Here is a 26564-nt window from a genome sequence, read left to right as displayed (position 1 = left end):
TCCCCCCAGGAGAATCCATGCGTCATTCCCTTCCCGGCCGCGCTGCGATCGCCGCGCTCGCCTTCTCGGCCGTCTTCGGTCTCGCCGCGTGCAGCAGTGACGGCTCGGGTGGCGGCGACGTGTCCGCCGCCGACGTCACCGCCGGAATCGAGTACGCCCGCGCCCAGCTCGCCCTGTACGAGGCGGACCCGGAGTTCACGCTCGAGGCCGAGCCGTTCCCGATGAAGGACATCGCCGGCAAGACGATCTTCGCGATCCCCACCAACAGCGAGAACCCGTACAACGTCGCCGTCGACGAGGAATCGAAGAAGGTCGCCGAACGCTACGGCGCCACCTGGATCGAGTATACGAACCAGGGCCAGCCCGCCCAGTGGGCGACCGGTGTCGAACAGGCCGTGAACCAGAAGGTCGACCTCATCATTCTTTCGCAGGGTGTCGACGCCTCCCTCATCAAGCCGGCGCTCGAGAAAGCCGATGCTGCCGGGATTCCCGTTCTGCTCACCCACACCATCCTGCGCGGCGAACCGGTGCCGGCCGACCTCGAAGGACTGATCGACGCCACCACCGACGCCCCACTCTCCGAGGCCAACCGACTCACCGTCGACTGGATGATCGACCGCACCGAAGGCGAGGGCAACGCGCTCATCATCACCTCCAACGAGGTTCCCCCGGCCAAGGCCGAGGTCGCCGCGATGGAGGACGAGATCGCGCAGTACTGCCCGAAGTGCACCTACAAGATCGTCAACGTCCCGGTCACGGAGTGGGCCACCAAGATCCAGTCCGAGGTGCAGTCCGCACTCTCCGCCGACCCGAACATCAACTTCGTCCTGCCCATCTACGACTCGATGTCGCTCTACGCCCAGTCGGGCATCAAGGCCGCGGGCAAGGCCGGCCAGGTCGAGATCTCCTCGGTCAACGGCACCCCCGCCGTCCTCAAGATCCAGCAGGACGACGGCATCGTCACGATGAACGTCGGTGAATCCATCCCGTGGCTCGCATGGGCGACGATGGACCAGGCCGGTCGCCTCCTCCTCGGCTACGACCCCGTCCCGAACGGCGCACAGGAAACCCCGCTCAAGCTCATCACTGCGGAGAACATCGACGAGACCGGCACCCCGCCGCAGCCCGACAAGGGCTACGGCACGGCCTACGTCACCGGTTACGAAGCACTGTGGGGGCCCAGTGAGCAGTCCTGATCCCATCGTCAACATCGTCGGTCTGTCCAAGACCTTCGGCGAGCACACGGTGCTGAAGAAGGTCGGCCTGACGATCCACGCCGGTGAGGTGCACGGTCTGCTGGGGGAGAACGGTTCCGGCAAGTCCACGCTCATCAAGGTCCTGGCAGGCTTCCACGCCCCCGACCCCGGCGCCGCGCTGCAGGTGCGCGGCAGGGACGTGACACTGCCGGTTCCGGCCGGCGGATTCCGCGACCTCGGCATCAGCTTCGTCCATCAGGACCTCGCCCTCGTGCCCGATCTGTCGGTGGTCGAGAACCTCCGCGTCGGACCGGTCGTGGCCGGATCGAGTCCGTGGATCTCGTGGCGGCGCGAGAAGCGCACCGCCCGAGTACTGTTCGAGCGCTTCGGACTCCACATCGATCCCCAGGCGCCGGTGTCGAGCCTGAACGAGACCGAACGCGCCCTCCTCGCGATCCTGCGGGCGACCGAGGAACTGGGGGAGCGCCGCACTCTGCTCGTGCTCGACGAACCCACGGTCTTCCTGCCCCGCGAGGGCACCGACCTGCTGTTCGCCGTCGTCCGCGAGATCGTCGCCGACAAGAAGGCCGCCGTCCTGTTCGTCTCCCACGACCTCGACGAGGTGCTCGACCACACCGACCGCGTCACCGTGCTGCGCGACGGGGTGTCGCAGGGCACGCATCGCACCTGCGACCTCACGGCGACCTCGCTCATCGACCTCATCGTCGGACGCAGTCTCGACTCCGCCGACCCGCGCGTCGCCGGGCCGGTCCGCGACTTCGAGGACGTACCGGCTCTCGCCCGGGTCGAGGACCTCGAGACGACCTCCGTGGACGGCATCGGGTTCGACGTGCGGCCCGGGGAGGTCGTCGGACTCACCGGCATCGCCGGTTCGGGCTACGACGACGTCCTGCCCGCCCTGTACGGGGCGCGGCAGGCCCGTGGCGGGCGGCTGACAGTGGGCGACGACAGCGTGGACCTGTCCGCGATGACACCGATCGACGCGCTCGCCCGGAAGGTCGTCTACGTGCCGCCGGACCGCAAGGTCGAGGGCAGCGCTCCCGAACTGACCGTCGCCGAGAACGTCACCCTGCCCGTGCTCGGTACAGGATTCGTCAAACCGCGAGCGCTGAAGGACATCGCGACCGCGCTTGCCGAGCACTGCGACGTCCGGCCACGAGACCCGCAGGCCGTCTACGGGTCGCTGTCCGGCGGCAACCAGCAGAAGGCTCTGCTCGGCAAGTGGCTCCAGACCGACCCGGTGCTGGTGCTCCTTGCCGAACCCACCCAGGGTGTGGACATCGGTGCCCGCGCCCGCATCTTCGAGATGCTGCGGGAGACCGTGCGTGGGGGAGCGGGCATCGTCGTCGCCAGCTCCGACTACGAGCAACTGTCGGTCCTGTGCGACCGCGTCCTCGTCTTCGCCCACGGACATGTCGTCGCCGAACTCACCGGCGACAACCTGTCCAAGCATCACATCTCGGACAGTGTTCTCGGCTCGACCCGACAGGAAGTGAGCGCCTGATGTCCGTCACCATCGACAAGAACGCCACCACGAAAACTCCCACCACCGAATCGGATTCCGCGCGTTCCCGTCGTTCGTTCGGGCCGCTGTTCGAGAAGTACGCGCTCGTCCTGGCGCTCGTCGCCGTGGTCGTCGTGTTCAGCGCCCTGCGTCCCGAGACCTATCCGACCACCAACAACCTGCAGAACGTCCTCGGCTCCCAGGCCGTCCTGCTCGTCCTGGCGCTGGGTCTGATCGTCCCGCTCACCGCCGGCGAGTTCGACCTGTCGGCCGTATCGACGATGTCGCTGGCCGCCATGACGATCGCGGTGCTCAACGTGCAACAGGGCTGGTCGCTGCTGCCGGCCATCGCAGTCGCCGTGCTCGTGTGCCTCGTCGTCGGCCTGATCAACGCACTGCTGGTCGTGCGACTGCAGATCGACTCGTTCATCGCGACCCTCGGCAGCGGCACCGTGGTGCTCGGTGTGGTGCAGTGGATCTCCGACTCGACCTCGGTCACCGGCGTCGACTCCGCACTCGTCGATGCCACCATCGGCACCCGCATCTTCGGTGTGTCGCTGCAGTTCTACTACGCCCTCGCCCTCGTGTTGATCATGGCGGTGATCTTCCAGTACACGCCGATCGGACGCCGACTGCTCTTCGTCGGACGCGGTGCCCAGGTGGCACGGCTCAGCGGCCTGCACGTCGACCGCATCCGCGGCGGCGCACTCGTCACGTCCGCGCTGGTGGCCGCGCTCGCCGGCATCATCTACGCCGGCATGCTGGGCGGTGCCGATCCGTCCTCGGGTCAGTCGTTCATGCTGCCCGCCTTCGCGGCGGCCTTCCTCGGTGCCACCGCGATCGTCCCCGGCCGCTTCAACGCCTTCGGCACGCTGGTCGCGGTGTACTTCCTCGTCGCCGGGGTCGTCGGCCTGCAGATGCTCGGTGTCGCCAGCTTCGTCCAGCAGTTGTTCTACGGTGGCGCACTGGTGGTCGCGGTCGCGCTGTCCGGCGCGGTGCGGCGCCGAACGACGTCACACTCCACACGCTGAGTCACGTCGGGAGTTCGTCCGATGCGAGTGCGCCGGCGTGTTGCGCGGCCGTCACGGTTGCGCAACACGACGGGGCACTCGTCTCACATCAGGCCGAATGGCCGGAACCCCGCCCCGAGGACTCGCGCAACTCGCGCGTTACCGCGACGGAACCGAATCGCCGCCGTTCGCCGACGACACTGCACACACCACCGCGGATGTGCGGTCACCCGGTTTCGGAAGGAAAAGGCGGAAAACATGTTTCACCTCGGATGGTTTCTCGGAAGCGGTTTCGGCATCCAGCCCTGGAACCCGGCCGGAGGCGACGGTGTGTACACCGGTGCGAATATGCGGGACTGGATGAAGCCGGACCTGTACGTCGATCTCGCAGCCTCGCTCGAACGTGCCTGCTTCGACTACATCCTCATCGAGGACACCGCGATGGTCGAGGACAGTTACAACGGTTCCGCCGAGGTCTCGCTCCGGCGAGGCTTCATGGCACCGAAGAACGATCCGATGCCCCTCGTGCCTCTGATGACCCAGCGCACCAAGCACATCGGAATCGTTCCCACCGTCTCGACGATCCAGTACCACCCCTACCTCGCTGCTCGCCTCTACACCACGCTCGACCATCTCACCGAGGGTCGTGTGGGCATGAACGTCGTCACGTCGGTCACCGACCGCGTGGCCCAGAACTTCGGCTTCGAGCAGCATTTCGACCACGACGAGCGGTATCGGATGGCCGAGGAATGGGTCGAGGTCGTCAAGCAGCTGCAGCACTCGTGGGACGTCGACGCCGTGGTCGCCGACGATGTGAACGGCATCTACGCCGACCACACCAAGGTGCACCCGATCAACTTCGAGGGCAAGTACTTCCGCTCCCGTGGCCCGCTGAACACGATCCCCGGTCCGCAGCGCGACATCCCGGTCGTCTCGGCCGGCGGCTCGGTGCCGGGCCGCGAACTCGCTGCGCGCCACGGTGACACGCAGATGGCGATGTGCAAGACCGTCGAGGACATGAAGGCCTATCGGGAGGACATCCACCGCAGGATGCTCACCCACGGCCGGAAGCCGAGCGACATCAAACTGCTGTTCCTCGCGACCCCGATCGTGGCGCCCACGGACGCCGAAGCGCAGGAGAAGGCCGAGGCGCTGCGCCGGTACCGGTACACGGACGCTGCGGTGGAGTACAACCTCTGGAACATGAGCTACACGAGCGGCGGGCGCATCGACTTCGGAGCGATCGACCTCGACACCCCGGTCGACGAGATCGACCTGTCCAAGGGCAACGGTGAGCGCTCCTCGATTGCCAACCTCTTCCAGGACACGGAGGGCAAGACCCTGCGGCAGGTCGCGGCGGAATCCTTCCAGATCACCGATCTCGGCCTCGTCGGTAGCCCCGACACCGTGGCCGCGAAGATGGAGGAGATCATGGACGAGGTCGGTGGCGACGGCTTCCTGCTGTACTCGCCGATGACCCGCCACAGCATCGCGGAGATCGCCGACGGACTCGCCCCCGCATTGAAGCGTCGCGGAGCAATCCGCGACGGATACACGTACACGACCCTGAACGAGAACATCCACGAGTTCTGATCCGGTGGAACCGGTCGAGGGCCGCACCCACCCGATGCGGTCCTCGGCCGGTTCGGCACCTCCGCCGTCCACCGGCCCGTAGTTACCGGAGACCGAGAAGCATGAGAGAGAACGTCATCGTGAGACAACGAGCCACTCATCCTCGCGCGGTGGGCGGCTCGGCAGGCAACCGCAATACGCTCTCGCGGCGGGTACACGACATGTTGCTGGCCTCGGTGCACCACGGTATCTACGCCGAGGATCAGGTGCTGGTCGAGGATCAGTTGATCGCCCACCTCGATGCGAGCCGCACCGCCGTCCGTGAGGCGCTCCGGAAACTCGCGGACGAGGGCGTGGTCGAGCGGCATCCGCGCAGCGGCACGATCGTGGTGAACACGGGAGTGCGGATCGCCTTGGAGGACATCCGTCTCGCCGACGGCCCACCGGACGAGATGGACATCGTCATCACCGAACAGCGCACGGTTCCCAGTACCTCCCTGCTCAGGACCCGACTGTCGACTTCGGATCGTCGGCTGCGGATGGTGGAGAACACGTTCGTTCTGCACGGCACGGTGATCGGCATCCGCACGGCGTACTTCCGGTCGTCCTTCGAAGCGGTGAGCTACGACGGGCGCGCCGCGATGAGCGAGGTCGCCGCCCGGTTCTTCGGACGGACCGTGTCCCGGATCGATACCTCGATCGGTGCGACGACCGCCGATGCCCGCACCGCCCGGATACTCGGGATCGCCGAGGGGTCCGCGGTCGTCGTACGCAATCAGACCTTCTACGACTCCCATGAGCGCCCGATCCAGATCGCGTTCGACCATTACCGCGCCGATCGTGTCACCTTCGTCCACGGGCGCCCGTCGACCGCGGCGGTCGCCTCTCCGCACCTGCACGCGACCGACGGACAGGACCCGGACCGCGACCACCCACTGCGCTGAGAGACGTCGAAGTCGAGTGGGATTGTCCTCGTAACGATTTCGAAACGCCGATGGGATAGAACCGACCCATGACCGGCGTCGAGTCCGGTCAGTGTTCCAGGAGGCACAGTGCAGCAGGACATGCGTCGCGACGATTCATCAGTACGAGGTTCGACGAATCAGACACGCCGCGCATACGGCCTGATCCGATCGTTGATCAGGTCGGGTTTTCTCGTCGACGACGAACAACTCGTCGAGGACCGTCTGGTCAAGACCATGGGTATTCCGCGGGCCCGGGTCCGGGAGGCGCTTCAGCAACTCGCAGCCGATGGACTGGTGGAGCGGCGCCGGCGTACGGGAACCCGCGTGCGGCAGGAGTACTTCCAGGTCCCCGTCGACGACATCCTGCCGTGGCACACGCCGCCCGGTTTCGCGGTGCGGCAGACCGACAATCGTGTGGTGCCGTCGGGGCCGTCCATCAGGACGCGGCTCGGAACCCACGACACCCGTGTGGGACTCGTCGAGCACGTCTTCGAACACGTGACGAGCACCGGCGTGGAACCGTTGGGAGTGCGGATGGCCTACTACCGGGAGCAGTACGAGCAACCCAAGGTGTGGCAGCGCTGTCCGAGTCTCGCCGACGCCTTCGCGCTGGTCTACGGCGTCCCGTTGGGCAAGGTGGACACCGTGATCGACGCCGTCGCCTGCGACACCGACACCGCCCGCGTGCTCGGCCTGCGGGAGGGTTCCCCCGTACTCATGCGTGAACAGCTCCTGCGCGATGTGGAGGGGACCGTGCAGGAGTACACCTTCTCGTACTACCGGGCCGATCGGGTGTCCTTCCCGCTCGGCACGGCACCCGAACGGGTGGGGCAGTGACGCGCGCCTGACGATCGGCTCGGGAGGACGTGCCCGCATTCCGGAAGGAATGCGGGCATTTTCCTTTCGAGAGAAGTGCGGCCTCGGCGAATAGGGGAGCGCTCGCGGCGTATTGACCGGATGCCGGATCGAGCCCGGACCGGCAGGCCTCGCCGACCTGCACGAATCGCTCACGGCAGTCCGCGCCCCGAAGGGTTACACGGCGAAATCGACGCGCAAATGCGTCGACCAGGCGGCGAAATCGACTCCGCGTTGACTGATCGTCGTCACTGAGGCGAACGAGTTGTGGTGTCGCCGTGAACTCGATCCCGTGCCCGGCCGATGCAACGCATCACGGGCGTGTAGCTGGAACCGGAGAACGCATGAAATCGCTCAAGCATACGGCCGTCGGGGCTCTCTTCCTCGGTGCGTCGCTCGCGCTGTCCGCCTGCACGGCGGCCACCGACGTCGGATCGGACGACACTTCGGACAGGACCCTTTCCGCCTCGGCGCAGGAATGCGTCGACGGCGTGCAGGCGCGTCTCGCCGCCGCGACCGCTCCGTCCGAGCTGATCGCCCCCACCGCACCCCTGGATCTCGCCGCGCTCCAGGGCGACACCATCTGGTTCATCACCGTGACGATGAACCAGTTCTCGGTGGACATGGTCGAAGGCGTCGAGGAAGCCGCCGAGGCCGCCGGGATGAAGGTGGTCCGCTTCGACGGTCAGGGCATGACCAACCGCTTCAACGAGGGCATCGAACAGGCGGTGGCCCAGAAGGCGGCCGGCATCATCCTGGTCGGTATCGATCCGAGCGTGGTGTCGTCGGCATTGGCCTCCGCCGAAGCCGCCGGCATCCCGGTGCAGAACACCCTCAACTCCGATCCGGACGACGCGGTCCCGTCGGGCATGTACGGCAACCTCACCGCGGACTTCAGCGCCGACGGGGCGATGGCCGCCGACTGGGTCATGGCCGACAGCGGCTGCGCCGGGAACCTGGCGATCATCTCGTCCACCTCGGTCACCGTGTGGGACTACCTCGCCCAGGGCGCGAAGTCGCAGATCGAGTCGGAATGCCCCGACTGCACCGTGACGATCATCGACGTCGACGTCGCCAACGTGGCGACCGACGTCGGCAGCCAGCTGCAGACCACGCTGCAGCGCCAACCCGACATCGACTACATCTTCCCCGTGTGGGACAGCGCCGTGACCTACGTCGACCCCGTGCTGGCCGCAGCCAACTCCAAGGCCAAGGTTCTCAGCCGCGACGGTCTGCAACCGAACCTCGACGCGATCGCGGGCGGCTCCGGCCAGGACATGGACATCGCGACCCCGCCCGCCGGCTGGATCGGCTGGCTGGCCGTCGACGACCTCGCCCGCGCGATCCTCGGTGAGAGCGCCCCGGGCTACGTGATCCCGACCCGCGTCGTCGACGCCGACAACGTGGGTGATGCGAGCGTCGAGTCGATCGCGCCCGAATACTCGGACTACCAGGCGGCATTCGTGTCCGCGTGGTCTTCGGCTCAGTAACCGGCCGAACAGGAGATCCCATGACGACTTCCGCCACGACCCCCGACACGACGCTCACGGAGACGGTATCCCCCGTGACGAAGAGTTCCTCCCGCTTCGACGGGGCGTTCGAACGCTGGGCCCTCGTCGGCGCACTCGGACTGCTCGTCCTGCTGTGTGTCGCCACCCTCCCTCAGTTCCGCACGGCATCGTTGTTCACCACGATGCTCAACGCCCAGTCGCTGGTGCTCCTGCTCGCCCTGACCGCGACGATCGTGCTCCGGCTCGGAGACTTCGACCTGTCCATTTCGCAGACGATGGTGGCGACAGCGGCGATCGTGGCCGTGATGACGAAGAACGGCTATCCGGCCTACGTCGCGATCCTCACCGCCCTCGCCCTCGGCGCGCTGGTCGGAGCCATCAATGCACTCATCGTGGTGCGGGTGGGTGTCGACTCGTTCGTCGCCACACTCGGCTCGTACACGGCGCTGGCAGGTTTCGCGTACCTGATCACCGACAGCCGGATCGTGGCCGGCGTCCCCGACGGTTTCGTGAACTTCTCCCGCTCGCAGTTGCTCGGCCTGCCGATGATCACCTGGTACGCCTGGGTGCTCGTGGTGGTCCTCTGGTACGTCTACCAGCGCACCCCGCTCGGCCGGTACACGGTCTTCATCGGGGGCAACCGCGCCGCGGCACGGTTGGCCGGCATCTCCGTCGACCGCATCCGGACCTCGGCGTACATCGTGTCGGGTCTGATCGCGGCCTTCATCGGTATCTGCTTCGCCGGATACTTCGGAGCGGTCGACCCGAGCGTCGGCGCCCAGTACATGCTGCAGCCCTTCGCGGCAGCCTTCCTCGGCGCGACCGCGATCACCGTGGGCCGGTTCAACGCGTGGGGCACCGTCGCAGCCCTCTACCTGCTGACCGTCGGCATCACCGCACTCCAGTTGCTCGGCGCGCAGACCTGGGTGACCAACGTCTTCTACGGACTCGCGCTCATCGTGTCCGTCACCGCCGCCAAGCTGGTCGGCAAGCGCCGGGCAGGAGCCCGGACATGACGGCACTCAACGTGGTCGGCCTGAGCAAGTCCTACGGCGGCGCGGTCGCGCTCGACGGCCTGAACCTGCACGTCCGCCCCGGCGAGGTCCACGCTCTGCTCGGCCAGAACGGTTGCGGCAAGAGCACACTGGTGAAGTCGCTGACCGGGGTGGTGACGCCGGACGAGGGTTCGGTCGAGGTGTTCGGCCGCACCCTGACCCTGCCGGTGGACGCTCCGCACGAACACGGCATCGCCGTCATCCACCAGGACATCGGGCTGGTCGACGACATGACCGTGCTCGAGAACCTGGGAGCGAACGCCAGGTACGGTGCCCGCCTGCTGGCACCGGTGCGGGTCGGACGGGAGAAGGCCGTCTACCGGGAACTGATGAACCGGCTCGGATTCGACTTCCCGCTCGATGCCCAGGTGTCGACCCTCAGCCCCGCCGAGCGCGCCCTGCTCGCGGTGGTGCGGGCCATGCGCCTGATGGACGGCAACACCGACCAGCAGCTGTTCATCCTCGACGAGCCGACCGCTGCACTGCCCCGCCCCGAAGCGTCCCGGCTGCTCGCGCTCATGCGCCGCGTCGCGGACACCGGTGCCGGCGTGATCTTCATCAGCCATCGGCTCGCCGAGGTCATGGAGGTGTGCGACCGCGCGACGGTGATGCGCGCCGGCCGCGACGTCGTCGAGGTTCCGATCGAGGACACGAGCCGCTCCGAACTCGTCGCCCACATGCTCGGGCGGCGCATGGACGACTTCTATCCGGCCCCGCCCGGCGTCGAGTTCGGTGCCCCGCGTCTGACGGTGCGGGGACTCACCGGGCGACGTGTCGCGGACGTCGATCTCACGGTCCGCGCCGGCGAGGTCGTCGGCGTCACCGGGCTCGCGGGCATGGGCCAGGAAGAACTGCCGATGCTCCTGGCCGGGGACGAGAAGCCCGCCGCCGGAACCGTCGTGGTGGACGGAACCGAACTGCGCGCGAGTGATCCGCGGCAGGCGATCGACCACGGGATGACCCTCGTCCCGGGGAACCGGCTGCGTGACGGCTGCTGGGTGGAAGGCACCGCCGAGGAGAACGTGATCCTCCCCGTGGTGCACCGGCACCGGCGCTGGAAAGGGCTGGACATCAACGCGATGCGTGAGCGTGCTGCCCGGCTGATGACCGAGGTGAACGTCCACCCGAACCGGCCCGAACTGCCCATGTCCGCTTTCAGCGGCGGCAACCAGCAGAAGGTCGTGTTCGCGAAATGGCTGCAACTGGACCCCAAGATCCTGCTCCTGGACGAACCGACCCAAGGTGTGGATCCCGGCTCGGCCAAGGACCTGCTCGCCGACGCGATGGCAGCAGCGACGAAGGGCGCTGCGGTGGTGGTGTTCTCCGGTGAACATGAACTCCTCGCGGCCGTGTGCCATCGAGTGCTGGTGCTCCACCACGGCCGCCTGATCGACGAACTGTCCGGTCCACGATTGACCGAGCAGCAACTGCTCGAAGCGTGCGAGTCCCCGGCGGACGACGCACTCCTGGCAACCCACTGACCCCGCCGTCGGATCCCGACGGCACAGACTCCCGGTCCCGCGACAACGGGACCGCGTTCGACGAAAAGAAGGACCACCAACATGACTGCAGATCCGTTCCGTCTCGGCTGGTTCGGCAACCTCGCTGCCCCCGAATGGAAGTCGCCGTACAGCGGCATCGACGCCACCACCAACTACTTCAACGGTCGCTTCTACGTCGACATGGTCCGGAACCTCGAGCGGGCCGGCTTCGACTTCCTCATGATCGAGGACTCGCTCATGGTGAGCGACATCTATCGCGGTACCGCCGGGATCGAACTCAAGCACGCCCGCTACGCACCGAAGATGGACCCGGTCGTGGCAGCCTCGATGCTCGCCGCCGCCACCGAACACATCGGCATCATCGCCACCGCCTCGACGACCTTCTACCACCCCTACCAGCTGGCACGGCAGTTCGCGACGCTCAACAACCTCACCGGTGGCCGAGTGGGCTGGAACATCGTGACCTCCAGCGAGGACCTCGCCGCCCAGAACTACGGTCTCGACAAACTGCCGGAACACGATCTCCGGTACGAGATGGCCGAGGAGTTCGTCGACGTCGCGATGAAGCTGTGGGGATCGTGGGAGGACGGTGCCATCCTCGCCGACCCGGAGAGCGGCTACTACGCCGACTACAAGAAGGTCCATCCGATTCACCACGAAGGTCGCTTCTACAAGTCCCGTGGACCGCTGAACGTTCCTCCGGGGCCGGGCGGGCGTCCGGTCTTCTGCCAGGCCGGCGGATCGCCGCGTGGCCGCGACTTCGCCGCCAAGCACGCCGACATCATCCTCACCATCCCGCACGGCGTCGAGGGAGCGAAGGAATACCGCGCCGACATCCGCGCCCGAGCGGCCAAGTTCGGCCGCAATCCCGACGACATCAAGGTGTTCTCGGTTGTGTATCCGATCGTCGGTGAGACGGAACAGGAAGCCAAGGAGAAGAACGCCGCCTGGTACGCCCGCAAGGAACACAACTTCGAGGTTCAGATGGCGCACTTCGCGGCGACCATGGAGATCGACTTCTCCCAGTTCGACCCGGATCAGCCGATCCCGGACGACGTCTCGACCAACGGACACCAGAGCCAGCTCGAGGTCTGGCGCAAGCAGCTCGGCGGCCGCACCATCCGCGAGGGCTTCAGCGGAATGCGCGTCCAGACCACCGAAATGGTCGGTACCCCGGACTCGATCGCCGCGCAGATGGACGAGTTCATGCAGGAGGTCGGCGGCGACGGCTTCCTCATCTACGGACAGCCGATCACCCGCCAGTCGATCGCCGAGATGACCGACGGTGTCGCTCCCGCGCTGCAGCGCCGCGGTCTGCTGCGCACCGACTACGCCCACTCCACGCTGCGCGAGAACCTCCGCTCGTTCGGCTGATGATGTATCGCATCTATGTCGACACGCCGTGCGGGCAGGTTCACGCCCGCACGGCGGGGTCGGGCCCCGAGGTCGTGCTTCTGCTGCACCAGACGGCCTCGTCGTCGGAGATGTACGAGGCGTTCGCCGCGAAGTTCCTCGAGGCCGGCCATGGCGAGCGCTACACGTTGATCGCTCCGGACACTCCGGGCTTCGGGATGTCTTTCGTCCCGCGTGAGCAATACGCCCTGCAGTGGTGGGCCGACGACATGATCGCGCTGCTCGACGCCCTCAGCGTCAAGCACGCGCACCTGCTGGGGCATCACACCGGCGCTGCGATCGCAGCGGCAATCGCAGCGCGTCACCCCGGCCGTACCGCGAGTCTGGCGATGGTCGGGGCGGTGGCCATGTCGCCGGAGGACCGTGCCCGGTGGCACTCCGGAGTCACCGCGATGACGCCGGCCGCCGGCGGTGCACATCTACTGACGGCCTGGGAACAGGTCGGAACGATCGATGCGGACCTCGCGTTCGCGCCGGACGTCGCCCTCCGGCATCGCGAGGTGGTGGACAAGTTGCGGGCCGGAGCGCGTTGGCACGAGGCGTATCTCGCGGTCTTCTCCACCGATGTCGGTGCTCTGTTGGAGGTGGTCGCGGCCCCGGCGCTCCTGCTGTGCGGGACCTCCGACGTGCTCCATCCCTACGTCCCGGAGACGAGACGAACAATCCCACACGCACGGTACGTCCCCCTCGAGGGCGGCGGATACATCCTCGACCAGGATCCCGCCGCGGTCCTCGAGCATTACATCGAATTCCTCACCGACGTCTCCGAGGAGGTCGAATGCCCACCAGCCCGATAACCGTGTGGTTCCTCGAACCCGGCAACGCTGCGACGATGCTCCGCACCGTTCTCCACCTCGATCTCGCCGGTGTCGATGCGGTGGTCCTTCCGGGCGGGGCGGATTGCCCGGAGGCGTTGTTGCTCGCCGCAGCTGCTTCACGGCGTGCGCCGCGGATCGGTCTTGTCGCGGAGATCTCGCCGTGGAGCCAGCCGCCGTTCCTCACCGCCCGGGCGCTGGGCACGCTCGACGCCCTGACGCGCGGCCGCGCGGGATGGTTCGTCTCCGGTCGCGCCCCCGGCACCACCTGTTCCGACGACAGCGGACGATGGTCGGCCGGCACCGCGACCGCAGCGGAACGGCAGGACGCTCTCGCCGATTATCTCGCCGCAACCGCCGCGCTCGGCAACTCCTGGGAGCCCGACGCCCTCATCGCGGACGTGCCCTCCGGACGGTATGTGGACGCCGACTGCGTCCATGTCACGAACTATCACGGTCCGTACTTCTCCACCCGCGGTCCACTGAACGCGCCCCGCCCGCCCCAGGGACGCGCGGTGCGCTTCGCCGAATACCGGCCGAACGCAGCAGAATCGGACGTCGCGGACGTTCTCGTCGTCGGATGCGAGGAGGACATTCCCGCCGCGCGGGCGAGCGCGGATTGCGTGCTGTTGAAAGTCGCGGGGGAGGCCGCGGCCGCACCCCCGGTCACCTCGGCCGACGGTTACGCCTTCTGTGGCGTGACCGATGGCCCTCTGCTCGGGCAGGTGCTGCACGAGACGCTCCCTGAGCTTGTGCCCGCTCCGAGGGGTGGTCTCCTCCGCGACCGATTCGGTCTGAGTGCATCCGATTTCGAGTTCGTCCCGTATCACGCCGAACAGGAGGTATCGGTATGAACGAGCCGATGACGCTCGGATGGTTCGTCAACTACATGCCGACCGGATGGAACCGACATTGGGCGGGACCGGATCCTCGGGCATGGACCGACGGCAGCTTCTACGTGGACATGGCCAAGGCCCTCGAACGCAGTTGCATCGACTTCGTCATGCTCGAGGATTCGAGCGTGGTTCCCGAGAACTTCGGCGGTGACATGGTCGCCGAGTTCAAGGCCACCGTAAAGGCCCCCAAACACGATCCGCTTCCCTTGGCGGCGGCCATCTCTCAGGAGACCAGCCGGCTCGGCGTGGTGACCACGATGAGCACGAGTCTGTACCCGCCCGATCGGCTGGCGCGGATACAGGCGACGCTCGACGAACTGTCCGACGGGCGGAGCGGGTGGAACATCGTCACCTCGTTCGAGGATCTCGCGGCCCGGAACGTCGGACTGGAGAAGCTCTGGGAACACGACGAGCGCTACCTCCGTGCCGACGAATACCTACGCGTGACATCCGAGATGTGGTCGGATACAGACGGAGTCGACTTCGACGGCCTCTACTACCGGGTGAGCGGTCCGTCTGCTCCCATGAGTCGGCAGGAACGGCCGGTCCTGTGCCAGGCCGGCGGATCACCCGCGGGCATGGATTTCGCAGCCGAATGGGCCGACCTGATCGTCTCCGTCCCGGTGGGCATCGAGGCCATGAAGAAGTATCGGGACGGCATCCGGGAACGGATCGAACGCAGCGGCGGCGATCCGGACCGATGCCGGGTGCTCTACATGGTCACACCGATCCTGGGGGAGACCGATGCCGAAGCGGCTGCGAAACGCGACCGCATGTACTCACCGGAGTCGGACAACTTCCTGCGGCGGGTCGTCCAGCTGTCGAATATCTCCGAGATCGACTTCTCGACCTACGATCTCGATGCTCCGATTCCCGCGGACGCCACCACCAACGGGGCGCAGAGCATCCTCGACACGATGAAGCGTCTGACCGAGGGGTCCTCGCTCCGGCAGGTTCTCGGAAGTACCGGCGAATCGACCTCACTCGATCTGGTAGGGACGCCGGTGACGGTCGCGGACCGTATGGAGGAAGCGATGGAGCTCGTCGGCGGCGACGGTTTCCTGCTCTTCCACGGTGGGGGAGGGCTCATCACCCGGCGTTACCTCGACGAGGTGCTCGACGGTCTGGTCCCCGAACTGCAGCGCCGCGGGCTCGCCCGGAGCGAATACGCGGAAGGCACGTTCCGACAGCGGCTGGCCCGGTCGGTGCCGGCCGGCGGATAGACGGAATTTTCCGCGGTATCACCACGGAGGTGCACATTCTCCGCAGGTTGGCGGGCTGAGGGTGTGATGTGCAACGGCGCAATATGTACGCCACATTTCGGTCGCACTCCCGACACAGACGTCGGGTCGAATATCCGGTGACGGGCGGAAAGCCTCGCCCGAAAGGAGATCCATATGAAGGTCACTGTCGTTGCCGGTAACCCGAAGCCCGGCTCCCGTACGCTCGACGCCGCCACCGTGCTGGCCACCGCGCTCACCGGAGAGGCCCCCGACCACGTGGTCGACGTTGTCACCCTCGGACCGGGCCTGCTCGGCTGGGGCGACGACGCGGTGAAGGGGGCGGTCGAGACCGTCGTCTCCTCCGACCTCGTGGTTTTCGCCAGCCCGACCTTCAAGGCCACCTACACCGGCGTCCTGAAGTTGTTCCTCGACCAGTTCGCCACCGGTGACGGTCTGCGTGACGTCACGGCGGTGCCGCTCATGCTCGGCGCCGGACCGGCCCACGCGATGGCGCCCGACCTGCTGCTCAAGCCCGTGCTCGTCGAACTCGGCGCCACCTGCCCCGCTCCGGGGCTGTATCTGATCGATTCCACCTACACCACCGACACGCGGATCGCCGAGTACGCCGAGCGCTGGGCGCCGGTACTGCGATCCACCATCCGGACGGAGGCACGATGACTACCCTCGCCCTCGACGGCGCCGCCCTGCGGCGCGCGTTCGCCCACGTCCCCTCGGGTGTCGTCGCGATCTGCGCCGACACCGGCAGTGAACGGATCGGTATGGCTGCAAGCACTTTCGTTCCCGTCTCGCTCGACCCGCCGCTCGTCGCCTTCTGCGTGCAGAACAGCTCGACCACATGGCCGAAGCTCGAAGCGCAACCACGCCTGGGCATCAGCGTCCTGTCGTCCGGGCACGACATCGCGGCCCGCGTGCTGGCGGCGAAGAACGGCGACCGTTTCGCGGGCATCGAGACCGAGACACGCGACGGCGGAGCGCTGTTCGTCAACGGGTGCGGTGTGCGGATGGATGTGTCCATCGAGCAGCAGGTGCCGGCCGGTGACCACGCGATCGTCGTACTGCGCGTGCACGAACTGTTCTGCGACGAAGCGGATCATGCGACGGAGCCGATCGTCTTCCACCGCAGTTCGTTCCGGCGACTGGTGGCGTCGTGAGCCGCATCGAGGCGGCACTCGACGCGTTGCGGGCCGGCAAGCCTGTCCTCGTCTCGGACGCCGCCGACCGTGAGAACGAGGGCGACGTCATCCTTGCCGCTCATCAGGCCACACCCGAGTGGATCGCGTGGACCGTCCGGCACACCTCGGGTCTGTTGTGCGCGCCGATGACCGGTGCCCGCGCCGACGCCCTGGATCTGCCGGCGATGGTCGCCGACAACCAGGATCCGAAGCAGACGGCCTACACCGTGACGGTCGACGCCGCGCGGGGCGTGACCACCGGGATCAGCGCCGCCGATCGTGCGACGACCCTGCGGGTGCTCGCCGATCCGACAGCCACCTCGCGCGATCTGATCCGCCCCGGCCACATCCTGCCGTTACGGGCGCGCCCGGGCGGAGTCCTCGAACGTCCCGGCCACACCGAAGCCGCCGTCGACCTGTGTGCACTCGCGGGTCTGCCCCAGGTGGGTGTGATCGCCGAACTTGTCTCCGACGACGGATCGATGATGCGCATGCCGGAGATCGAGGAGCTCGGTGCCCGCTACGACCTGCCCGTGCTCACGATCGAGGAGTTGATCCGCTACCGCGCGGCGCATCCGTTTCCGGCACCGGTGGTGCCGGCCGGACGGGTCGTGAGGGCCGACGAGGCATCGATGCCGACCCGCTTCGGAACTTTCCGGGCTGTGGGCTATCTCGACCGCCACACCGGCGCCGATCACATGGCACTGATCGCAGGCCCCGTGGGCGACGCGCCGTTGGTGCGGGTGCATTCGGAGTGCCTGACGGGCGAGTCGTTCGCGTCGCAACGCTGCGAGTGCGGTCCCCAGCTCGACACCGCGCTGGAACGGATCGCCCAGGAAGGCGGGGTGCTCGTCTACCTGCGCGGACACGAGGGCCGGGGGATCGGCCTGCTCAAGAAGCTCGCGGCATACCGCCTGCAGGACGGCGGCTTCGACACGGTCGCGGCCAACCTCGAACTCGACGAACCGGCCGACGGACGCGAATACGGCGGTGCCGCGGCGATACTCCACGATCTCGGCATCGGCTCGGTGCGGCTGCTCACCAACAACCCCGCCAAGATCGCGGGACTCGAGGACAACGGCATCGTCGTCGCAGGGCGGGAGCCGCTGCACGTCGGCGTCGCACCGGCGAACGTGCGGTATCTCGAGACGAAGCGGCGGCGGATGGGGCACATGCTGCCTGCGGCGCAGAACTGAATCGGATCCTCGCTACACGGAACGGGGTTCGCCCCCGCTGCAGCAGGGGTGAACCCCGGTTCGGCGCGCGAACCCGAGAGCCACCGGAATTCTCGAACATGCGGTCGCCACGCGTCCTACGGTTGTCGGCATGGGCACGCCCGGCATCGACCAGTGGGTCCTCCACGTCGACCTCGACCAGTTCATCGCAGCGGTCGAGGTGTTGCGCAACCCGGAGTTGGCGGGCCGACCGGTGGTGGTCGGCGGTCGGGGTGACCCCACCGAGCGCGGAGTCGTCTCCACCGCGTCGTACGAAGCGAGGGCACACGGGGTGGGGTCGGGGATGCCGCTGCGGGTCGCGGCACGCAAGATCCCCGACGCAGTCTTCCTGCCCGTCGATGCCGACACCTACAACGAGGTGTCGCAGGTCGTGATGGACACACTCCGTGGGTTCGGCGTGGTCGTCGACGTGCTCGGCTGGGACGAAGCATTCCTCGGAGTGAAGACCGACGATCCGGAGGCATTCGCACGCCGGGTGCAGTCCGCCGTGCTCGATGCGACCGGTCTGCACTGCTCCGTCGGGGTCGGCGACAACGTGCTGCGCGCGAAGATCGCGACGAGCTTCGGGAAGCCTCGCGGTGTCTTCCGGCTGACGCGCGACAACTGGTTCGCGGTGATGGGCGAACGCTCGCCCGATTCGTTGTGGGGCATCGGTTCGCGCACGGTGAAGAAACTCGACGACATGGGCATCCGCACGGTCCGCGAACTCGCCCGGGCTCCCGTCGACGCAATGGCGGCGCGGTTCGGACCCAAGACCGGTCCGTGGCTCGTCGGACTCGGCGCCGGTGCCGGCTCGACGGAGGTGTCGGCGGAGCCGTGGGTTGCTCGGTCGCGCAGCAGGGAGACGACCTTCCAGCACAACGTCGGCGACTGGAGTGCAGTCGCCGAGTGCGTGCGCGATCTCGCGGCGCGGGCGGTCGACGACGTCCGCGGTGAGGGACGAGCGGGCGTGCGGGTCGCGCTGAAGATCCGCTACGCGCCGTTCGTCACCCACACCGCGAGCGTCGCCCTACCTTCGCCCACCACGGATCTCACAGCCGTCACCGATGCGGCCGTCGGACTGCTCGACCGCTTCGATCACGACCGCGCGGTCCGCCTCGTCGGAGTCCGGGTGGAGATGACGCCACCGGAGAACCGGCAGTCGCGCTAGCGGCTGGCACACTGGGGCCGGTGCGATCGGTGACCAGGACTCGGGGACCTCTTCGACCACCGGAGGCCGCCGCAGCGGCGGTCTTCGGGACGTTGACGGCTGTGCTGTCGGTCGTCACCGGGCTGATACCCGTCGGTGTCGCCCAGGTGCTCGTGGCGCTCCCCGTCGCGTTCCTTGCCGCCACCGGCCGATTCCGAGCGATTGTCGCCGCGACGGTCGCCGCGGGTGTCGTGGCGCTCGTGGCCGGAGGTCCTTTCGCCGTCGCCTCGGTCGTCGTCCTCTCCGGGATCGGGACTCTTGTCGGCTTTGCCCACCGGCGGTGGGGCAACGCCGCCGTCCTCGCGGTGCTGGCCGGATCCGTCCCGGCCGGCCTGCTGCTCGCGGCGGTCGCCTGCGGTCTGCTGTTGTTGTTCGACCGGACCCGGATCCTGCTGCTCGAGGCACTGGAAGCCTCGATGCGCGGCACGCTCCGTGCGTTCGAAGCCGCAGGTGCGGGTGAGCAGTTCGTCGACACCTGGGAACGAACACTCGAGATCATGGTGCGGCTGTGGTGGGTGTGGATCGGCGGTGCAGTGCTCGTCGGAACCGTGGGAACCGCACTGCTGTGCTTCGGGATCTTCCGTGTGGTGGCGCTGCGCAGCACGTGGGCGACCCGGTCGGTCGACTGGCCCGAGCAGGATCCGACCGCCGACCCGGCTCCGCTGCCCGTCGCGCTACGCCTGGTCGGTTACCGGTATCCGGGCACCGACCGCGACGCCCTGTCGGACATCGACCTCACGATCGGACCGGGGGAGTTCGTCGCGATCGTCGGCGCCAACGGCTCGGGCAAGTCGACGCTCGTGCGGTTGCTCGCGGGACTCGAGCCGACCGTCGGGCTGATCGACCGTCCCGGATCCGTCGGTCCGGGACGCCCCGGTGGCACGGCCATGATCCTGCAGCATCCCGAGAGCCAGGTGCTCGGCCGCACCGTCGTCGAGGACCTGCAGTGGGGAATAGCGGACGTCGACGTCGACGATCTGCTCGCGCGGGTCGGCCTGGCCGGGATGGCGGACCGTGCCACGGAGGATCTGTCGGGTGGGCAACTGCAGCGACTGGCGCTCGCGGGCGCACTCGCCCGCCGACCCGCACTGCTCATCGCCGACGAGATCACCGCGATGGTCGACGCCGACAGCCGCGCGGAGCTGATCCGCCTGCTCGCCGACGTCGCTCGGGACGGCACCGCGGTCGTGCTCGTCACCCACCTCGACGACGAGGCCCGCGCCGCCGACCGGATCGTGCACATCGCCGACGGCCGGATCGTCCCGCGGGTCGCGGCGCCGCCACCCCCGGCGCCGGTGCCTGCTACCGTCCCGTCCTTCCCGCAGCCGATCCTCGAACTGCGCGACGTCACGCACACCTACGCGGCCGGCACACCGTGGGCGCACACCGCGTTGCGCGACGTCTCGCTGACGATCTGCCGCGGCGAAGGGGTGCTGGTGGTCGGGGAGAACGGTTCGGGAAAGTCCACGCTCGCGTGGATCGTCGCCGGCCTGACCCGTCCCACGCGCGGAACGGCCGTACTGCACGACACCCCGACGGCAGATCTGCACGGAGAAGTGGGCATGGTCTTCCAGCAGGCACGGCTGCAATTGCAACGACCGACCGTCGCCCAGGAGATATCCGAGGTGGCCGGGCTTCCGCACACCGACCGCGGCTACGTCACCGCCGTCCTGCACCGGGTGGGTCTGCGTCCCGAACTGATCGACCGGCCGATCGACCGCCTCAGCGGAGGGGAGATGCGGCGGGTCGCGATCGCGGCCCAACTCGCCCGCACACCGCGGGTGCTCGTGCTCGACGAACCGCTGGCCGGCCTGGACCTGCGGGGCCGCCGCGAGGTCGTGTCGATCCTCGCTCATCTACGCGCGGTCGAGCACGTCACCGTCGTCGTCATCTCCCACGACCTGCACGGAATGGAAGAGGTGTGTTCACGCACCGTGGTACTCGAGGACGGACGCATCGTGGAGCAGACGGGAGCGGTGATCGCATGAGTCGCACACGTACGCGGCAGCGGCGCCCGATCATCCTCCTGCGGCCGGTGCCGCGGGAGACACCCCTGCACCGGGTGTGGGCCGGCACGAAGGTCCTGTCGGCAGCGGCGCTGTCGGTGGCGGTGAGCTTCGCTCCGAGTTGGACCGGACTCGGCATCCTGCTCAGCGTGCTGGTGGTCGGCGTGCTCGTCGCGCGGATCCCCCGCGGGGTGGTTCCGACGATTCCGTGGTGGGTGTTCGCGGTCCTCGCCATCGGTCTGGTCCTCAACGCCGCGGGCGGCGGGCTCACCGCCTACGTCCGGACGATCCTGCTCGGCGTGGGTCTGCTGGTCCTCGCGTCGCTGGTGGGGTGGACGACGCGACTGTCCGACCTTGTCGACGCCCTACCCGTGTTGTTCGCCCCGCTGCGACTGTTACGGCTACCCGTCGACGAATGGGTGACGGTGTGCGCGCTGGCACTGCGGATGCTGCCGACCGTCCGCGCCGAGATGCGGGTGCTGTTCGCTGCGCGCAAGGTCCGCGGCCGGCCCGGCATCCGCGATCCGGCGGGATGGTGGCAGGAGGTGGCCGACTCCGTCGGCGCGGTGGTGTCGGTGTCGATGCGGCAGGTCCGCGATCTCGGCGATGCGCTGTCGGTGCGGGGTCCTCGATCGGCGACCCGCCGGCCGCTGCGACTGCGGCTCGGGGACGTTGTCACCGTGCTGGTCGTGGCGGGTGCGTGCACGGCGATCACCGTGTGGGGCTGACCATCAGTTTCGGTTGTCCGAAGCGGTGTCCTTCGACCGCGAGCGGATGCGCCGGACGAGCCCGTAGCCGATCACCGCAACGACGACGGTGATCACCACGTACTGCAGCACCGAGGCATACGGTTCGACGGCGCTCCAGTTCTCGCCGAGCTGATAACCGGCCAGCACGAAGATCGAGTTCCAGATGAGGCTGCCCGCGGTGGTGAAGGCGAGGAACTGCCAGATCGGCATCCGCGTGACACCGGCGGGTATGGAGATGAGACTCCGGAAGACGGGCACCATCCGGCCGAAGAAGACGGCTTTGCGTCCGTGCCGCTCGAACCAGGCCGTCGAACGGTCGAGGTCCTCGACGTCGACGAGCGGCAGCTTTCGCACGACCGCGCGGATCCGGTCCTCACCCACCCAACGGCCGAGCGAATACAGACCGAGAGCGCCGACCACGGAACCGAGGGTCGTCCAGAACAGCGCACCGAAGAGGGTGAAACTTCCCAGGCTCGCCGCGAACCCGGCGAGCGGCAGGATGACCTCGCTGGGAAGCGGCGGAAAGAAGTTCTCGAGAGCGATCGCGATGCCGGCGCCGACACCGCCGAGGCGATCCATCAACTCGAGCGCCCATCCTGCGAGACCGTCCGTGGGGGCTGACTGTGAATCCGCGACACTCATCCACCCGACCCTACCGAGGGGTCGTCGAGGTTTCCGCTCGTACGGATCGAAACGGTTCCGGTCTGCTCGGCCGGCGAGAAGGATGGCGGCGAATGTCGCTCTCCACCCGGAGGGCCGATCCGGAAGGTGATCTCCAGTGACGATCGTTGTGATCGCGGGCAACCCGAAGCCCGCGTCCCGCACCCTCGACGCCGGAGCCCGCCTCGCCACGGTCCTCACCGGACGAGAGCCCGATCACGTTGTGGATGTGATCACACTCGGTGGTAGAACTGGGGCGCTATGCCCGGCCCCCGGCCTGTATCTTCACGATTCGACCTACACAACCGAGATCCGTATCGCGGACTACGCCGAACGCTGGTCGTCGGTGCTGTCCGCCGCACTTCGAAACGAGGCCGCCTCATGACCACTCTCGACGGACCGTCTCTGCGTCAGGCCTTCGCGCACGTCCCTTCGGGTGTCGTCGCGATCTGCGCGGAGATGGACGGAGAGCGGATCGGGATGGCGGCGAGCACTTTCGTGCCGGTGTCGCTCGATCCGCCGCTCGTCTCGTTCTGCGTGCAGAACACCTCGACCACGTGGCCGCGTCTGGCGTCGCTCCCGCATCTCGGCATCAGCGTGCTGAGCGAGGAGCACGACGGTGCCGCGCGGGTGCTCGCCGCGAAGAACGGCGATCGCTTCGCCGGGATCGACATCGAGAGCCGCGAAGGCGGCGCGCTGTTCGTCTCGGGCACGAGCGTGCGCATGGACGTGACCGTGCAGCAGGAGGTTCCGGCGGGCGACCACGCGATCGTCGTACTGCGCATCAACGAACTGCTCACCGACGCCGATGTCGAACCCATCGTGTTCCACCGCAGTTCGTTCCGTCGACTGCTCGCGTCCTGACCTGCATACGATCGATCCCGGTGGTTCCACCCCCGCTCAGCGCGGGTGGAACCACCGAAGTTCTCTAGGGCGGTGGTGTTCCGACCGATCGTCGCGGCAGCCGTCCGGTTCCGAACAGCGCCGCGATCGCGAGGAGCGCTGTCACAGCGAACGCGGTGCGCAGCGCGTCGAGTCGCGCATCGGCGTTGACCGCGACGAGTGCTTCCGTTGTGGACGGGTCGACACCCGCCTCGTCGAGGCCGGTCCGCAACTGGGTCGTGGACAGGAACGGCACACCGGTGGCCAACTCGGTGGTCGCCTGCTGCTGTACCGACGGCGGGACGCCGGGGTTGTTCTCGATTCCGGCGACGACCGACGTGGTGAGGGTCGCGATCAGAATCGATCCGATCAGCGCGGTGCCCAGCGACGCCCCGAGATTCGTTGCGGTGTTCTGCAAACCGCCGACCTCGGCGCTCTGGGAATCCGGTACCGACGAGACCGTGACCGCGCCGAGCTGGGAAGCCAGCGCCCCCAGACCGAGACCCATCAGCAACATGGGTATCGACACGACGGACGCATCGGCACCCGGGTCCATACCGGCAACGAGGATCAGGATCCCCAGGATCATCGAACCCAGGCCCAGGCGCACCACACGTCGGGGATCGGCGTGGGGTCGCACCTTCGGGATCACCGTTGCGGCCAGCACCAGCGCGATCGACAACGGCAGGATTCGGACACCTGTCTCGACTGCGCTGAGTTCGAGTACGACCGACAGGAAGAGCGGGACGGAGAAGAAGACTCCGGCCTGCACCGCGAACTGCGCGAAGAACATCGTCAGACCACCGACGAGCTGTCGGTTGGCGAACAGCCCCGGATCGACCAGCGGGTCGCGGCCCTTGCTCATGAGAGCGCTCTGCCACCGCATGAACGCGTAGAGCACCAGCGAGCCCGCAACGAGAAGCCAGATGACCGGGGACAGGCCCAGTACGGCGGGTGCGCCCGGCTCGGCCCGTACCCAGCCCCACTCGCTCGAACGCAGGACGCCGTAGACGACGGATCCCAGACCGAGCACGGACAGTGCGGATCCCACGAGGTCGAGGTGGACGCGGTGAGGGGGAACGTCCTCGATGCGGCGCAGCACCAGCAGGATCAGCACTACCAGGACGACCTCACCGAAGAAGACGTAGCGCCACGACGCGAACGTCGTGACGGCCCCGCCCAGCAACGGCCCCACAGCCACGGCCGACGCACCGGCCGCCGCCACCAGACCGTACGCTGCGGAACGTCGCTCGGGAGCGAAGTTGGCCGCGACGAGCGAGACGATCGCGGGCATGATCAGGGCCGCACCGATGCCTTCGAGCAACGACCAGCCCACCAGCAGGACCGCGAGGTTCGGGGCGAGTCCGGTGGTGAACGAGCCGATACCGTAGATCACCAGTCCGATACCGAACGCGCGACGTCGACCGAGGATCGTGCCGACTTTCCCCCCGGTGATCATCAGGGATGCCATCACCAGGGTGTAGAGGGTGATCGCGGTTTGGATGCCGGTGATCGTGGTGCCGACGTCCTGCGCGACGGTCGCCATCGACACGTTCATCACCGAGCTGTCGAGCGTCATCAGGAACTGGCCCGACGCCAGCACTGCGAGTACCAGTGTCGAACCCGAGCGGACCTCCGGCTGCGACGACACCTGTCCGTCCTTCGTCGTCAGGTCGCCGGAAACGGCCGACGGGAGCCACTGCCGTCATCGATGGGTACCGGCATTCGCCGCGACATGACTGCTATTCTTCGCGTTCGAACGTCACGAGCATTCCCTCGACGCCACCGGGACCGATCCGTCCCTTGATGTCGGCGGAGGTGATCGCCTTCAGGCGCCACCCCTCTCGGGCATGATCATTGAGGATCTTCTCGAGCTTGCCGCCGGACATCTTCCCGCCGAGCATGCCCTCGCGGATCTCGATCACCTTGTACGAGTACATCCGTTCAGCTTACGGTCGCCCCGCGAGAATCTCGTCGAAATCCGACGGCTGTACGTGACACTGGAAGCTGACGCTGTCGAAACCCGGAGGCAGCAGTGGAGACGATGCCGGACCGTCGGACTCTCGAGTCGGCAGTTGCGCTCGCGGGTCGCGCGCCGTCGCTGCACAACAGTCAGCCGTGGCGGTGGATTCTGGACGCGGACGAGCTTGCGCTGTTCAGCGACAGTGACCGCATCCTGCCGGCCACCGATCCGTCCGGTCGTCAGATGCTGTTGTCCTGTGGAGCGGTGCTGCACCATCTGCGGGTTGCGCTCACCGCCCGGCACTGGGCCACGGTGGTCGAACGGATGCCGGACGCGACGAATCGTCGTTGTCTCGCGACTCTGCGCTTCCGCCGAGTGGACGCGGTGACCGACACCGACCTCCGGATGGCAGAGGCGATCGGCCGCCGGCGTACCGAGCGGTTACCGATGGGGGCTCCGCAGGAGTGGGATCGGACCGAGAGCGCTCTGCAGACGCTCGTCGAGCCCACCGGTGTTCGCCTGAGTACCATCGCCGAGCACGAGCGACCTGCACTCGAGGAGTTGTCCCGTCGCATCGGCGGCGAGCGTCGCTCCGACCCTGCCTATCAGACGGAACTGACCTGGTGGGCCGGACATGCGATGTACCCGGACGGAATACCTCCGGACGCACTCCCACCGGGACGGCGCACGGTGGCGACCGAGCGGGAGTTCCCTCCCGGCAACGCGACCGGCGAGTCGGCGGAGACGGAGGACCGAGCCGCGATACTTCTCCTGTCGACCACGACGGATGCGCGGCTCGACTGGCTGCGGAGCGGTGAAGCCCTGTCGGCAGTCCTCCTGGCGTGCACCGCCGGTGGACTGGCCACCTGCTCCGTCACGCATCTGACGGAATCCGAATCCTCACGTGCGTTCCTGCGGGAAACGGCCCGCATCGAGGGCGTGCCGCAAGTGATGATCCGGGTCGGTGTACGCACGGGACCGGTTCCGGATGCGGCGACGCCGCGCCGTCCGACTTCCGAGATTCTGTTCCGCAAGCACTCCTGATCCCGAACTTCGGTGTTTCCGACCGCGCTCAGCGACGTCGAAAACACCAAAATTGTTTGAGGACAGCAAGAGGGGTATGGCGCCCAGACTACGGTCGACCGTGCA

25 protein-coding genes are annotated in these 26564 nt (G+C 67.6%); 22 read left to right on the top strand and 3 right to left on the bottom strand.

The annotated features are described in order from the left end of the window. The first annotated feature begins 17 nt into the window (after positions 1-17). From GON09_RS10145 to GON09_RS10055, 19 genes are all read left to right on the top strand, one after another. On the top strand, positions 18-1196 hold the full coding sequence (locus tag GON09_RS10145) for a sugar ABC transporter substrate-binding protein (RefSeq protein ID WP_213931688.1): 1179 nt from the start codon (positions 18-20) through the stop codon (positions 1194-1196). Beyond that, positions 1183-2721: a sugar ABC transporter ATP-binding protein gene (locus tag GON09_RS10140; RefSeq protein WP_213931687.1), complete on the top strand. Its 1539-nt coding sequence runs from the start codon at positions 1183-1185 to the stop codon at positions 2719-2721. The genes GON09_RS10145 and GON09_RS10140 overlap by 14 nt, the downstream gene beginning before the upstream one ends. Next, positions 2721-3752, top strand: a complete 1032-nt coding sequence (locus tag GON09_RS10135; protein WP_213931686.1) for an ABC transporter permease — start codon at positions 2721-2723, stop codon at positions 3750-3752. The genes GON09_RS10140 and GON09_RS10135 overlap by 1 nt, the downstream gene beginning before the upstream one ends. 237 nt (positions 3753-3989) lie before the next feature. Then, complete coding sequence (locus tag GON09_RS10130) at positions 3990-5324, top strand: NtaA/DmoA family FMN-dependent monooxygenase (protein WP_213931685.1); 1335 nt, start codon at positions 3990-3992, stop codon at positions 5322-5324. Between the two features lie 149 nt (positions 5325-5473). Then, entirely contained in the window at positions 5474-6247 is a 774-nt protein-coding gene (locus GON09_RS10125) for a GntR family transcriptional regulator (RefSeq protein ID WP_213931684.1), read from the top strand. A 108-nt stretch (positions 6248-6355) separates the two neighbouring features. After that, a complete protein-coding gene (locus tag GON09_RS10120) occupies positions 6356-7105 on the top strand; it encodes a GntR family transcriptional regulator (RefSeq protein WP_307854346.1) in 750 nt (249 codons plus the stop codon). A 362-nt stretch (positions 7106-7467) separates the two neighbouring features. After that, positions 7468-8613, top strand: coding sequence for a sugar ABC transporter substrate-binding protein (locus GON09_RS10115; RefSeq protein WP_213931683.1), 1146 nt, complete (start codon positions 7468-7470; stop codon positions 8611-8613). Between the two features lie 20 nt (positions 8614-8633). Further along, positions 8634-9650, top strand: a complete 1017-nt coding sequence (locus tag GON09_RS10110) for an ABC transporter permease (RefSeq protein ID WP_016692089.1) — start codon at positions 8634-8636, stop codon at positions 9648-9650. After that, the gene (locus GON09_RS10105; RefSeq protein ID WP_213931682.1) at positions 9647-11170 is read left to right on the top strand and encodes a sugar ABC transporter ATP-binding protein; all 1524 of its coding nucleotides are present in this window, start codon (positions 9647-9649) and stop codon (positions 11168-11170) included. The genes GON09_RS10110 and GON09_RS10105 overlap by 4 nt, the downstream gene beginning before the upstream one ends. 81 nt (positions 11171-11251) lie before the next feature. After that, positions 11252-12565 (top strand): NtaA/DmoA family FMN-dependent monooxygenase, encoded by a 1314-nt coding sequence (locus GON09_RS10100; RefSeq protein WP_213931681.1) that lies wholly within the window; start codon positions 11252-11254, stop codon positions 12563-12565. Continuing rightward, a complete protein-coding gene (locus GON09_RS10095; protein WP_213931680.1) occupies positions 12565-13401 on the top strand; it encodes an alpha/beta fold hydrolase in 837 nt (278 codons plus the stop codon). Before GON09_RS10100 ends, GON09_RS10095 begins: the two co-directional genes overlap by 1 nt. After that, a complete protein-coding gene (locus GON09_RS10090; RefSeq protein WP_213931679.1) occupies positions 13383-14273 on the top strand; it encodes an LLM class flavin-dependent oxidoreductase in 891 nt (296 codons plus the stop codon). The genes GON09_RS10095 and GON09_RS10090 overlap by 19 nt, the downstream gene beginning before the upstream one ends. Further along, positions 14270-15538 (top strand): LLM class flavin-dependent oxidoreductase, encoded by a 1269-nt coding sequence (locus tag GON09_RS10085; protein ID WP_213931678.1) that lies wholly within the window; start codon positions 14270-14272, stop codon positions 15536-15538. Before GON09_RS10090 ends, GON09_RS10085 begins: the two co-directional genes overlap by 4 nt. A 174-nt stretch (positions 15539-15712) precedes the next feature. After that, a complete protein-coding gene (locus GON09_RS10080) occupies positions 15713-16216 on the top strand; it encodes an NADPH-dependent FMN reductase (RefSeq protein WP_213931677.1) in 504 nt (167 codons plus the stop codon). Next, complete coding sequence (locus GON09_RS10075; protein WP_213931676.1) at positions 16213-16710, top strand: flavin reductase family protein; 498 nt, start codon at positions 16213-16215, stop codon at positions 16708-16710. Before GON09_RS10080 ends, GON09_RS10075 begins: the two co-directional genes overlap by 4 nt. After that, a complete protein-coding gene (gene ribB, locus GON09_RS10070; protein ID WP_213931675.1) occupies positions 16707-17927 on the top strand; it encodes a 3,4-dihydroxy-2-butanone-4-phosphate synthase in 1221 nt (406 codons plus the stop codon). The genes GON09_RS10075 and ribB overlap by 4 nt, the downstream gene beginning before the upstream one ends. Positions 17928-18057: 130 nt before the next feature. Then, positions 18058-19116 carry a DNA polymerase IV gene (locus GON09_RS10065; RefSeq protein WP_213931674.1) on the top strand — a complete coding sequence of 353 codons (1059 nt, stop codon included), beginning with the start codon at positions 18058-18060 and terminating at the stop codon, positions 19114-19116. A gap of 29 nt (positions 19117-19145) precedes the next feature. Further along, positions 19146-21143, top strand: a complete 1998-nt coding sequence (locus GON09_RS10060) for an ABC transporter ATP-binding protein (RefSeq protein ID WP_213931673.1) — start codon at positions 19146-19148, stop codon at positions 21141-21143. After that, on the top strand, positions 21140-21889 hold the full coding sequence (locus tag GON09_RS10055; RefSeq protein ID WP_213931672.1) for an energy-coupling factor transporter transmembrane component T family protein: 750 nt from the start codon (positions 21140-21142) through the stop codon (positions 21887-21889). The genes GON09_RS10060 and GON09_RS10055 overlap by 4 nt, the downstream gene beginning before the upstream one ends. A gap of 3 nt (positions 21890-21892) precedes the next feature. Here GON09_RS10055 and GON09_RS10050 read toward each other — a convergent pair whose 3' ends face one another. Beyond that, positions 21893-22552 (bottom strand): DedA family protein, encoded by a 660-nt coding sequence (locus GON09_RS10050; protein WP_213931671.1) that lies wholly within the window; start codon positions 22550-22552, stop codon positions 21893-21895. Between the two features lie 136 nt (positions 22553-22688). Between GON09_RS10050 and GON09_RS10045 the strand changes: the two genes are divergently transcribed. After that, on the top strand, positions 22689-22955 hold the full coding sequence (locus tag GON09_RS10045; RefSeq protein WP_213931670.1) for a hypothetical protein: 267 nt from the start codon (positions 22689-22691) through the stop codon (positions 22953-22955). Further along, positions 22952-23434 (top strand): flavin reductase family protein, encoded by a 483-nt coding sequence (locus GON09_RS10040; RefSeq protein WP_006552866.1) that lies wholly within the window; start codon positions 22952-22954, stop codon positions 23432-23434. Before GON09_RS10045 ends, GON09_RS10040 begins: the two co-directional genes overlap by 4 nt. A 64-nt stretch (positions 23435-23498) precedes the next feature. Here GON09_RS10040 and GON09_RS10035 read toward each other — a convergent pair whose 3' ends face one another. Together GON09_RS10035 and GON09_RS10030 are read right to left on the bottom strand one after the other, a co-directional pair. Next, positions 23499-25103 carry an MFS transporter gene (locus GON09_RS10035; RefSeq protein ID WP_041803636.1) on the bottom strand — a complete coding sequence of 535 codons (1605 nt, stop codon included), beginning with the start codon at positions 25101-25103 and terminating at the stop codon, positions 23499-23501. Between the two features lie 91 nt (positions 25104-25194). Next, positions 25195-25392, bottom strand: coding sequence for a DUF4177 domain-containing protein (locus tag GON09_RS10030; RefSeq protein ID WP_213931669.1), 198 nt, complete (start codon positions 25390-25392; stop codon positions 25195-25197). 104 nt (positions 25393-25496) lie between these two features. On the opposite strand from GON09_RS10030, the gene GON09_RS10025 reads away from it, so the two are divergent. Next, positions 25497-26459, top strand: a complete 963-nt coding sequence (locus GON09_RS10025; protein ID WP_213931668.1) for an Acg family FMN-binding oxidoreductase — start codon at positions 25497-25499, stop codon at positions 26457-26459. Positions 26460-26564: the final 105 nt, after the last annotated feature.

This window comes from Rhodococcus sp. B50, from assembly GCF_013602415.1.
In the GTDB taxonomy this organism is placed as follows: domain Bacteria; phylum Actinomycetota; class Actinomycetes; order Mycobacteriales; family Mycobacteriaceae; genus Rhodococcus.
This window is presented reverse-complemented; position numbering and strand designations above follow the sequence as displayed.